The 10,595-nt window shown below is 62.1% G+C and carries 12 protein-coding genes; 5 read left to right on the top strand and 7 right to left on the bottom strand.

Annotation, left to right across the window (positions count from 1 at the left end; all coding sequences use genetic code 11):
- Window positions 1-693: EAL domain-containing protein (locus KBF66_RS07175; protein ID WP_296654543.1), on the top strand; the 693-nt coding region annotated here is incomplete at its 5' end.
- Between the two features lie 16 nt (window positions 694-709).
- Window positions 710-2,290, top strand: coding sequence for a diguanylate cyclase (locus tag KBF66_RS07170; protein ID WP_296654541.1), 1,581 nt, complete (start codon window positions 710-712; stop codon window positions 2,288-2,290).
- A gap of 41 nt (window positions 2,291-2,331) precedes the next feature.
- Here the strand turns inward: KBF66_RS07170 and KBF66_RS07165 are convergent, their stop codons facing one another.
- From KBF66_RS07165 to KBF66_RS07155, 3 genes are all read right to left on the bottom strand, one after another.
- Window positions 2,332-2,544: a DUF2788 domain-containing protein gene (locus KBF66_RS07165; protein ID WP_296654540.1), complete on the bottom strand. Its 213-nt coding sequence runs from the start codon at window positions 2,542-2,544 to the stop codon at window positions 2,332-2,334.
- Window positions 2,544-3,374: a DUF2189 domain-containing protein gene (locus KBF66_RS07160; RefSeq protein WP_296654538.1), complete on the bottom strand. Its 831-nt coding sequence runs from the start codon at window positions 3,372-3,374 to the stop codon at window positions 2,544-2,546. The genes KBF66_RS07165 and KBF66_RS07160 overlap by 1 nt, the downstream gene beginning before the upstream one ends.
- A 147-nt stretch (window positions 3,375-3,521) precedes the next feature.
- Window positions 3,522-4,025 carry a Spy/CpxP family protein refolding chaperone gene (locus tag KBF66_RS07155; protein WP_296654536.1) on the bottom strand — a complete coding sequence of 168 codons (504 nt, stop codon included), beginning with the start codon at window positions 4,023-4,025 and terminating at the stop codon, window positions 3,522-3,524.
- Between the two features lie 187 nt (window positions 4,026-4,212).
- Here KBF66_RS07155 and KBF66_RS07150 point away from each other — a divergent pair, with 187 nt between their 5' ends.
- Together KBF66_RS07150 and KBF66_RS07145 are read left to right on the top strand one after the other, a co-directional pair.
- Window positions 4,213-5,109, top strand: a complete 897-nt coding sequence (locus KBF66_RS07150) for a recombination-associated protein RdgC (RefSeq protein WP_296654534.1) — start codon at window positions 4,213-4,215, stop codon at window positions 5,107-5,109.
- A gap of 95 nt (window positions 5,110-5,204) precedes the next feature.
- A complete protein-coding gene (locus KBF66_RS07145; protein WP_296654531.1) occupies window positions 5,205-6,056 on the top strand; it encodes a bacteriohemerythrin in 852 nt (283 codons plus the stop codon).
- Between the two features lie 38 nt (window positions 6,057-6,094).
- On the opposite strand, the gene KBF66_RS07140 is transcribed toward KBF66_RS07145, so the two are convergent.
- Window positions 6,095-6,286: a DUF2892 domain-containing protein gene (locus KBF66_RS07140; RefSeq protein ID WP_296654528.1), complete on the bottom strand. Its 192-nt coding sequence runs from the start codon at window positions 6,284-6,286 to the stop codon at window positions 6,095-6,097.
- Between the two features lie 182 nt (window positions 6,287-6,468).
- On the opposite strand from KBF66_RS07140, the gene KBF66_RS07135 reads away from it, so the two are divergent.
- Complete coding sequence (locus KBF66_RS07135; protein WP_296654526.1) at window positions 6,469-7,785, top strand: DUF1015 domain-containing protein; 1,317 nt, start codon at window positions 6,469-6,471, stop codon at window positions 7,783-7,785.
- Window positions 7,786-7,835: 50 nt separating this feature from the next.
- Here KBF66_RS07135 and KBF66_RS07130 read toward each other — a convergent pair whose 3' ends face one another.
- From KBF66_RS07130 to KBF66_RS07120, 3 genes are read right to left on the bottom strand one after another with little or no spacing between them, the layout of a single operon-like run.
- Window positions 7,836-9,029 (bottom strand): cation:proton antiporter, encoded by a 1,194-nt coding sequence (locus KBF66_RS07130; RefSeq protein WP_296654524.1) that lies wholly within the window; start codon window positions 9,027-9,029, stop codon window positions 7,836-7,838.
- Window positions 9,026-9,784, bottom strand: coding sequence for a class I SAM-dependent methyltransferase (locus KBF66_RS07125; protein ID WP_296654522.1), 759 nt, complete (start codon window positions 9,782-9,784; stop codon window positions 9,026-9,028). The genes KBF66_RS07130 and KBF66_RS07125 overlap by 4 nt, the downstream gene beginning before the upstream one ends.
- 1 nt (window position 9,785) lies before the next feature.
- Window positions 9,786-10,559, bottom strand: a complete 774-nt coding sequence (locus tag KBF66_RS07120) for a glycosyltransferase family 2 protein (RefSeq protein WP_296654520.1) — start codon at window positions 10,557-10,559, stop codon at window positions 9,786-9,788.
- Window positions 10,560-10,595 lie beyond the last annotated feature (36 nt).

Genomic DNA, 10,595 nt, shown 5'->3' with positions numbered 1-10,595 from the left:
GCGCTGGTGGAGAAGCGCTGGCGTTTGCTGTTCCAGCCGGTGCTGGCACTGGACACGACGCGGCGTGTTTTGCAGACCGAATGCATGGCGCGGCTGATTGACAACAAGGGCGCACTGGTGCCTGCGGCCAACTTCCTGCCCATGGCGGCGCGCCACCAATTGATGCCCGAGGTGGACAAGGCGATGTTGAGCCTGGCTTTTGAGCGCTTGCGCCAGGACGGTTTTGACCAGGTGACGGTGGCGGTGAATCTGTCGCCCCAGAGTCTGGGTGATGCCGCCTTTATGACCTGGCTGGAGCTCGAAGCGGGCAAGCTGGGGCGCATGGCACGGTTTCTGGCCATTGAGGTGTCGGAGTTTGGCGCGGTGCGCAACGTGCCTGCGGCACAGCGCACCAAGGCGCTGGTGCAGCGGCTGGGTGGCAAGTTTGGTATTGACCATTTTGGCCTGGAGCCCAAGGCACTGGAGTTGCTGCGCCAGCTGGTGCCAGACTATGTCAAACTGTCGGGTGCACTGATGGCAGATCTGTCGTCGGTGGAGACAGCCACTGAAATGCTGCTGTCGTTTGTGACACTGGCGCATTCACTGGATGTGATGGTGATTGCACAACAACTTGAGAATGAACAACAATTGTCGAGCCTGCAAGTGGCACTGGTGGACGCCGGCCAGGGCTATTATTTCGGTGCGCCTCAATGACTGCTGATCCAAATCCATGACTGACAAAACCCCATTCGAGATTGCCCGCGAAACGCTCAAGCAGCTGACCGCGCGCAAGCTGGCACCGACGCCGATGAATTACCAGCGTATCTACAGCGAGATAGCCGGCTTGCCGATAGAGCCTGCGTTTCCCGCGGACCGCCTGCGCGACATTGCCACGGCCTTGCCCACCAAAACGCCGGGGCAGCAGCGCCAGCGCGGTTTGCTGGAGTCGGCCATCAACAATCTGAACTGGGACGGCGTGAAGAACGCGCTGATGGCGTACGGTGGCTTTAGCCCGAGCGTGGCAGACAGCCCCACCCCGACCCCGCAGCCGCCCGCACTGGTGACGACACCCACCACGGTGGTGGCGCCAACCGATGCACCGGTGTTGACGGCGCCAGCGTTGACGGCTGACTTTTTTGCGCAAGTGGCCCGGCTGATTGAGTACGCCATGCCAGCCCTGGGCCAGGACGATGAGCGCTTTACCGAGCAAACGCAGAGCCTGATTAAAGCCTTGCGACTGCCGCAGCCCGATGCGGTGGCCACCAAACAACTGCTGGTGCAGTATGGGCACCGCCTGTCGTTTGCGGCGGAAGATCAGGCCGAAATCAAGAATGTGCTGCTCAAGCTGTTGCACCTGATCATCGAGAACATCAGCCACTTGAGTCTGGACGACGGCTGGCTCAAGGGTCAGGTGGATGCGTTGATGGAGGTGTGTGTGCCACCGCTGACACTGCGCCGGCTCGACGATGTGGAGCAGCGCCTGAAAGACGTGATTTTCAAGCAGACCGAAGCCAAGACCCGCAGCGTGCAGGCGCAAGAGGAAATGCGTCAGATGCTCGCCACCTTTGTCGAGCGTCTGGCCGCGATGTCCGAGACCACCGGCAGTTTTCACCAGAAACTGGAAGAGAGTGCCCGCCTGATCGAGCAGGCGCGCTCGATCACCGACATTGCGCCGGTGCTCAAGGATGTGGTGGGAGCCACCCGCAACATGGCCAATGACAGCCAGACGGCGCGCAGTGAGCTGCTGAACATGCGAAAGCGCGCCGAGGTGACCGAGGCCGAGCTGAGCAAACTGCATCAGGAGCTGGACCGGGTGAGTTCACTGGCACGGCACGACCCGCTGACCGGCGCCCTGAACCGCCAGGGCCTGGAAGAAGCCATCAACCGTGAGGTGTCCACCGTCAGGCGCCAGGAAACCCCCTTGTGTGTGGCGCTGCTGGACATAGACAATTTCAAGAAGCTCAACGATACGCTGGGGCATGACACCGGTGACACGGCGCTGGCACATCTGGCCAGTGTGGCGCGCGAGGTGATGCGCCCGCAGGACACGCTGGCCCGCTACGGTGGCGAGGAGTTTGTGATCCTGCTGCCCGACACCCCGCTGGAGCGCGGCATTGAGGCCATGACGCGTTTGCAGCGCGAGCTGACGAAGCGCTTTTTCCTGGCGGGCACCGAGAAAGTGCTGATCACGTTCAGTGCCGGGGTGGCGCAACTGGCCAACCAGGAGACCGGGGTGGACGCCATCAAGCGGGCCGACCAGGCCATGTATCTGGCCAAACGTGCTGGCAAGAACCGGGTGCTTGGCGCCTGAGCAGGCCACACACCGCAGCACCGGGCGGGGGGTCAGGCTCCTTACTTGATGCCCATGAAGTACTGGATCAGGTACTTGGCAATGAACCCGACAAAACCGAAGGCCAGCCCGAGAAACATCACAAAGGTGCCGAACTTGCCGGCCTTGGACTCCCAGGCGAGCTGGCCAATGATGAACAGCATGTACAGAATGCCGGCACCAATGCCGAAGGTCATGCCGAATTCGGTGATCTGCTCTTCATTCAGGCCAAACATCAGCGCCGCTCCCGCTCAGGCAAGGCCGACACGTCGAGCAGGTCGCGGTAGGCGTGCCAACTGGCGTGGCCCAGCCAGGGCACCACCAGCACCAGCCCCACCAGGGCCGAGGCAAAGCCCAGCAAGGTCAGCACCATGATGATGGCGCCCCACAAGGCCATGGGAATCGGGTTGGCAAGAATCACCTGCCAGCTGCTGGCCACTGCCACCGGTATGCTGACCTGACGGTCCAGCAGCAAGGGAATAGTGACCACGGTGGAAGCAAAAATGGGTGCCACCATCACGCCGCCCAGCGCCAGCCACAACTCGAAGAGAAAACCCTGTTTGGCCAGTACCACGTGTTCAATGAAGGCGAGCGGAGTATCGATGGTGGCGGGTGCCAGCAAGGTGATGAGTGCCGCCGAAACCAGCACCCAGGCGGTGCCTGCTGCGGCCAGCAGCACACCAAACTGCAGCAACCGCCAGTGCGTGAGGCCCCAGGGCTGGACGGCGCCGTCATGCCAGTTCAGCCAGGTGCGCAGCACGATGGCCATGCCGGGTGGCTGACCACGCTCAAGCGCACAGGACAGGGCATACAGGCTGGTCGCCAGGATGGGCGCGACCAGCAGAAAGCCGGAAAAAGCCCCCGCCAGAAACCAGAAGTGCTCGCGCGCCAGGCCAAACATGACGGCCCCGCCCAGCGCCATCAGCACGCCGTGCAACAGGCTGACCCAGCCGCTGCGCCACAGGTCACGCCAGCCGCGCGCCAGCCACTGCACGGGCTGCGCCAGATCGACGCTGCGCGCGATGGCAGCAGGGCTCAACAGGGGCGTGGGCGGCATTTGGGGCATGGCAGGGCGGGCTTGGGGCTTGGGCGCAAAAGCCTGCGATGTTGCCACAAGCCGGGCCCGCCGGGCGCTCATGTGGTGCGCCAGACGCAAAAAAGCGCCAGCACACGCAGTGCTGGCGCTTTGCAATGGGCTTGAGCCCGGGTGGTTTTAGCTGCGACCGGGACCTTGACGGCCGGATTTGCCATGGCCTTGCATGGCAAAGCTGTCAAACACCTTCTTTTGATCCGCCGTCAGGACGGCATAAAAAGCCTTGGTGGCATCGGCGCGTTTGTCAGCCTCGACCTGATGTTCGGCACGCATGGCCTTCATCTTGTCGATGCGCTCGGGGGTGGTGAGCTTGGCCATCTCGGCAGGGTCAGGGCGCTGCTTGTTCATCATGCCAGGTGCTTTGTGGGCGGCGTTGAAGGCGGTCCAGGCGCCTTCCTGCTCGGCCGTGAGCTTGAGCTGGGTTTTCAGCATGTTGTGGCGCTGCTCCATGCGGGCCTGCATACGTGCCGGGTCCATGTTGCCACGATGGCTTTGCTGCATGCCATGACGGCCTGACATGCCGCCGCCCATATCGCACTGGCCGCCCATCGGGCCCATGGCAAAAGACGTACCGGCCACGGCCAGGAGCGCGCCGAGCAGCGAGAGTTTGAGACTTGATTTCATGTTGATTTCCTTTCAGTTGAAGCCGCTGCATCAGAAGGTGGCGTCGGCATGGGGAGAAGTGTGCGCCGCTTGTGTATCGCGGCGATGCGTCAAACCAAAAGCTTTGTAAAGTTGCATGAAAGTTTAGCCCCGTTTTGGTGGGATGATCTGCGCCTTCGTCAAAACCAGATCGCACAGAAAGTTACCCGTGTTCAAGAACATCATCATGTACCGCATTGCCCCTGACTGGCAGATTTCCCCCGAGCAGCTTGAGGAGCGTTTGCAGCCGGGCCGCTTTGTCGAGTGCGGTGCCACGCAGGAAAAGTCGCTCGGCTGGGTCGAGCCGCGTGGCCACGAGCATGGCCCGCTGCTGGAGTCGGTGGCGGGGCAGTGGATCCTGAAGCTGATGGTGGAGACGCGCGCCCTGCCCGCGTCGGTGCTGCAACGCAAGGTGCAGGAGCGCGTGGCCCACATTGAGGCCAGCACCGGGCGCAAACCTGGCAAAAAGGAAACCCGTGATCTCAAGGACGACATCCGGCTGGAGCTGCTGCCGATGGCGTTTACCAAACAGTCGACGCTGCAGGTCTGGATCGACCGCGAAGCGGGCTTGCTGCTGATTGATGCGGCCAGCCAGGCGCGCGCCGACGAAGTGGTGACGCTGCTGGTTCAGACCCTGCCCGGGCTGGCGCTGAGCCTGATCGACACCCAGGTGGCACCGGTGACGGCCATGTCTGAATGGCTGATCAGCCAGGAAGCGCCGGCCGGTTTCAGTGTGGACCGTGAATGTGAGCTCAAGGCCGCCGATGAGTCCAAGGCGGTGGTGCGTTACGCCCGGCACCGGCTGGACACGGAGGAGGTGAAACAGTACGTCAGCGAGGGCAAGTTGCCCACCCGTTTGGCGCTGACCTGGGATGAGCGGGTGTCATTTGTGCTGACCGAAGGGCTGCAACTGAAGAAACTGGCATTTCTGGACGGGGTGTTTGAGGGCAGCAGCAAGCAAGGTGATGATGGTTTTGATGCCGATGTGGCGATTGCCACCGGTGAGTTGCAAAAAATGCTGCCCGACGTGCTGGCCGCGCTCGGCGGAGAGAAGCCTTTGGCCTGAGGCCGCACACGGCGGTATTGCAGACATCGCGGCTTTGCTTGACACTGTGCTGCCTGCGGCGCGGGGCCGTCACCAACCTTGGAGGAGTGCTTTGCATGCCCAACTCTGAAAGCCAACCCAACGGTCCTTCAATTGGCGGGCCCAGCGGATCTGGTGCGCGGATTGATTACCGGATTGAGGGGCGCATTCTGCGCACCACGGCGGTCGGCCCGTTCAACGACGAGCTGGTCGCCGCCATTCCGCCGGGCATCAAGATCTTGCTGGTCAAGCTGATTCAGCAGGGCAAATGGGGGCAGATCGTCACCTTTGAGCGAAACGCCTGGACCTCAACGGCCGCGTTGCAGGAATTTACCGAGTACCTGAAGCGGCGTTACGTCAACCCGGAGACCCGCCCGGTGACCGCGCTGGTGTTCGGGCACGCCATTGAGGGTGGCCAGGCCATGGCACCGCTGTTCCAGCAGTGCTACCAGGGGGCGGACATTGAATGCCAGGTGTTCGAGGACTACGCCACGGCGCATTACTGGGTCAAGTCCAGAATCCGCCAGACCTCAAGACTGGTCGAGTGGAACAACAGCTACAAAGTGGGTGAGAGCAGCATTGACGAGCAGCACCAGGAGCTGTTCATGCGGGCGGCAGACATCATTGCCGCCGTCAACCATGAGAGCCAGACGCTGAGTGCCTTGCGCCTGTACCAGTACACGCGCACCCACTTCTCGCACGAGGAGAGCCTGATGCGCCGCTGGCACTACCCGGATATGGCTGCGCACCTGGCGCAGCACGAGGCGCTGATCAGGCAACTGCAGCTGTTCTTGCAGCACATCACACGCGACACCTTGGTGAAGGACGAGCTTGAAGACTTCATTGCGCAATGGTTTCTGGGGCATATTGCCAACTCGGATTGCAAGCTGGCCGAGTTCCTCAAGACCTGCGACTCAGGCGCCGTTTGACTGACCGCCCGCGCCACCGTTGCGGTGGCGCAGTGGCGTTATTTCTTCATCGAGCAGGTGCTCCAGCCAAAGATGGCGTACGGGGGGCACCAGCCGATCAGTCCGGTGGCCAGTGGCACCACACCGATCCAGCCCCACACCGGCAAGGTGCCCATCAGGGTCAGGCCGATCAGAACCAGACCCACGACAATGCGCAAAATACGGTCGATGCCGCCAACATTTGATTTCATGAAAACTCCTCGGATGAATGAAAAAAGACAGATGAACAGGAAGGCAGGCGAATTACACCCGCTGCAGCGCCCTGACGTCTGTGACTCAGGTCACCCAGCCACCGGCGCGGGCACCTTGGCCGCCCGATCGATAATTGAGTTCCCTGAGGGCTGGTTTGAGCCCTCATTTCCACGAGCACGCTATGAATCATTACCCTGACATTGGTGTCCAGATCGGGCCGGTGTATCTGCCCAAAGACGGTATCGACTTGCAAAAATGGGCGGTCATCGCCTGTGACCAATACACCTCAGAGCCACAGTATTGGCAAGAGGTTGAACAAAAGGTCGGCGACGCCCCCTCCACCTTGAAGATGATTTTTCCCGAGGTGTACCTGGAGCAGCCCGGCGCACCGGCGCGCATTGCGGCGATCGGGCGCACCATGGAGGACTATCTGCAGGCGGACGTGCTGGTGCCACACGACGCGCTGATCTACGTCGAGCGCCGCGTGGGCGGTAAAACCCGGCACGGCATCCTGTTGTGTCTGGACCTGGAGTGTTATGACTACCGGGCCGGCTCTTCGAGCCTGATCCGCGCCACCGAAGGCACGATTGTGGACCGGCTGCCCCCGCGCATCAAGATTCGCGAAGCGGCGGCGCTGGAGTTGCCGCACATTCTGGTGCTGATTGACGACCCGCAACACCAGGTGATTGCGCCACTGACCCGCGCCAAAGCCGGGTTCAAGGCGCTGTACGATTTTGAGTTGATGCAGGGCAGCGGCCAGTTGGCGGCCTTTGCGGTCACCGAAGCGGCGCAACAGCAGGTGGTGCAGGCGCTGCGCGCGCTGGCGGAACCCGGTGCCTTTGCCAGCAAATACGGCGTCGGGCCGGAGCAACCGGTGCTCCTGTATGCCATGGGCGATGGCAACCACTCGCTGGCCACTGCCAAGGCGATCTGGGAGGCAAAAAAACCCGTGGTCGGCATGGACCACCCCAGCCGTTACGCGCTGGTTGAAATAGAAAACGTGCACGATCAGGGCCTGGAGTTTGAAGCGATCCACCGCCTGCTGTTTGGCCTGAAGACCGATTTACTGGCTGAACTCAGAGCCGCCTGGGGCGGGAATTTGCACTACACCGAGGTGGCCAGTGCCGACATCATGCGCGAACGCGTCGATGGCGCGCATGGCCCCCGGCAGGTAGTCGGGCTGATCGGCGGCGGTCAGCGTTACGGGGTGATGGAGATCGATCAGCCCTCGTCGAACCTGCCGGTGGGCACGGTACAGACTTTTCTGGACCGGTTTTTACAGCAGGGTGGCGCGCAGGCGATCGACTATGTGCACGGCGCCGACGTGCTGGAGCGTCTGGCTTTGCAACCAGGTCATGCCGGTTTTTACTTTGCCGGGATGCACAAGTCCGAGCTGTTCAAGACGGTGATTCTGGAAGGGGCCTTGCCACGCAAGACGTTTTCACTCGGTCACGCCCACGAAAAACGCTTTTATATGGAAGCCAGAAAGATTGTGTGAGGGCCATGCGCCATCGGAGTGGCGAATTTATTTTGATAGCTATCAAAGCCCTATCTAATTGGGCTGGAGGCTAATTTTCTTGTTTTTTTCTCGACCATCGGCACGGTCAACATGGTGCTGGCCACCGCCATCAGCAGCAAGGCTGTGAAGGTTTCGCTGGTGATCAACTGTTTGTCCAGCAGGATGTTGGCAAAAATGATCATGATCAGGGCTTTGGTTTGCAGCAGCCAGCCGATCACCGAGGCTTCACCGGGTGCCCAGCGCAGCAGCCAGCCTGCCAGACGCACACCGATGAGCTTGCCCGCCACCGACACCAGCAGCAACAGCGCCGCGGCCGCAAAAACCTCGACACCACCAACGGCCCAGTTGGTTCGCAGCCCGGTGGAGAGAAAGAACACCGGCATCATGACCAGCAACACATGGTGGCGCAACTGGTCGAGCTGGTTCTGGTTGAACCAGTGGGCGTCCATGATGGCACCCGCCAGAAAAGCGCCCACCATGAAATGCAGGCCAGCCCAGTCGGCACCCAGGCCACACAAGGCAAGCCAGACCAGCGCCAGATACCAGCGGTCGGCCTCAGCGAGCTTGGCCATCAAGCGGCGATAGAGCAGACCGAGTACAACAAAGCCCAGCAGAAAAGCCAGTTGTTTGCCCATGCGCGTCCAGTCCATCAGGATCAGCGCCAGCACACCCCAGATGGCGATGTCGTCCAGGCTGGCGTAGCGCAGGATACGCTGACCCAGCGGTTGGCGCAGGAGATCGAGCTTTTCCATCAGCAGGATCAGTATCGGCAAGGCGGTGACCGCACAGGCCATGCCGATGCCCGCCACAAACTGCCAGCCCTGCGCCTGGCGGCCGACCCAGCCGTCAAAACCGAGCAGTACAAGCGCTGCCGCACAACCCAGCAGCAGGGGTGCGCCCAGGGCGAATCCGGCGGTGATGGCGCTTTCGCGCCGGTGTTGCCATGCCTGTCTGAGGTCCAGCTCCACACCGGCGATCATGACAAACAGCATCACCGCCCACCAGGCGATGCCGTTCAATGACTGCACCACGACGGGTGTAAAGACAAACTGGTAGTACTCGGGGAACCAGCGGCCCAGCACACCGGGACCCAGCACAATGCCGGCGATGATCTGCACCACCACCAACGGGGCAAAGTAGTCGGTCTTGGCAAAGCGCCAGATCAGCCAGGGGATGCTGAAAATGATCAGCATCGCCATCAGGAAAACCTCGGTGGTGTTCACGGCCGGTGTCCGGTGTACTCGCGAAAAATGCCCAGGGTCACCGAACACGCCACATGGGCAAAACCGGCGCGACGCAAGGCGTCCAGAATCAGCTCGGGTTCCAGCGCCGCCTCGATGGTGTCGCCGTAATACTCCCACAGGCGTTGCACATCGGCATGCCGGCGCGTCAGGCGCGCCAGCAGTGGCACCACCGCCTTGATGTGAAAACCCAGCAGGGCACGCGCCCAGGCGTGGCGCGGACGGCTGATCTCCATGATGCAGACACGACCACCCGGGCGCAACACACGCAGGTACTCGGCAAACGCCAGATTCAAATCACCCACATGGCGCAGCGCGTAGCCCATTGAAATGAAATCAACCTGGGCGTCAGGCAGTGGAATGGCCTCGGCATAGGCTTCGATGGTCTCGACCTGAATCTTCTTGCGCAGCTCGGCCAGCATGCCGGGTGAGGGATCCAGCGCCAGTACCCGGCCTTGCTGCCCAACGATGGCGTGCCCGGGCACGGTCACCAGTCCGGTGCCGGCTGCCACGTCAAGCAGGGTCATGCCCGCAGCCAGGCCGTTGCGTTGCAGCACCTCACGCCGGTACCAGGCACCGCTGCCCAGCGCGGTCAGACTCTCGGCGTTGTCATAGCCAGGTGCGGCCTGGTTGAACATCGCCTGCGTCAGGCTGCGCCGACCCTCTTCGGAGGTGAAGTAGGGGTCCATGCGGTGGTCGGGCTTGAGGGCGCTGGTACGCGCGGCGGGTTGAGTCAATTCATTCTCCGGTGACGCGGCGCCAGATCAGCAGGGGCAGGCGCAGTACAAAACCCAAAAACAGGCGCGTGTGCATCCAGGTCAGCAGCACGTTGTCGCGCAGGTAGTTGAAGTGCGAGACGCCACCTTCGGCGGCCGACAGGTAACGCACCGGCGCATCGATATTGACTGGCACCACACCGGCCCAGCACAGGCGCACCACCGCTTCGGGGTCAAAGTCGAAACGGCGCATGAAGGGGTTGCCCTGCATGACCTTGATCAGCGGCTTGATCGGATAAACACGAAAGCCGTAGAGCGAGTCCCCGATGCCCATCCACAGGGTTTCGAGGTTGGCCCAGCCATTGGACACCTTGCGCCCGTTCACCCGCAGTGCCGGTGCTTCTGCGCCAAAAACCGGTTTGCCCAGCACCATGCCCGAGGGCTTCTGGATCGACGCTGCCATGAAAGCCGGGATCGCCTGCGCCGGATGCTGGCCGTCGCTATCCATCGTGAGGGCGTGCGTAAAGCCCGCCTGCGCCGCCTGGGTGATGCCGTGCAGCACCGCCGAACCTTTGCCCTGGTTGCGGGGCAACACCATCACCCGCAGGCCGGCATCGGTCTGCGCCAGGGCCTGGAGTTGCAGATCGGTGCCGTCGGTGCTGCCGTCCACCACCACCCAGACCGGGTTCCAGAACTGGCGTGCCTGACGCACGGTGTCGAGCACCTGGGGGCCGGGGTTGTAACTGGGGATCAGCACCAGATGGCTGGTCGATGCAAAGCGAAAAGGCTCAGTCATCGGATCTTGCGGCGATGGCAGCAGGCCAGCCGACGC

Source organism: Rhodoferax sp. (genome assembly GCF_018063565.1).
In the GTDB taxonomy this organism is placed as follows: Bacteria; Pseudomonadota; Gammaproteobacteria; order Burkholderiales; family Burkholderiaceae_C; genus Rhodoferax.
The sequence above is the reverse complement of the archived record's forward strand: the minus strand, read 5'-3'. Positions and strand labels throughout refer to the sequence as shown.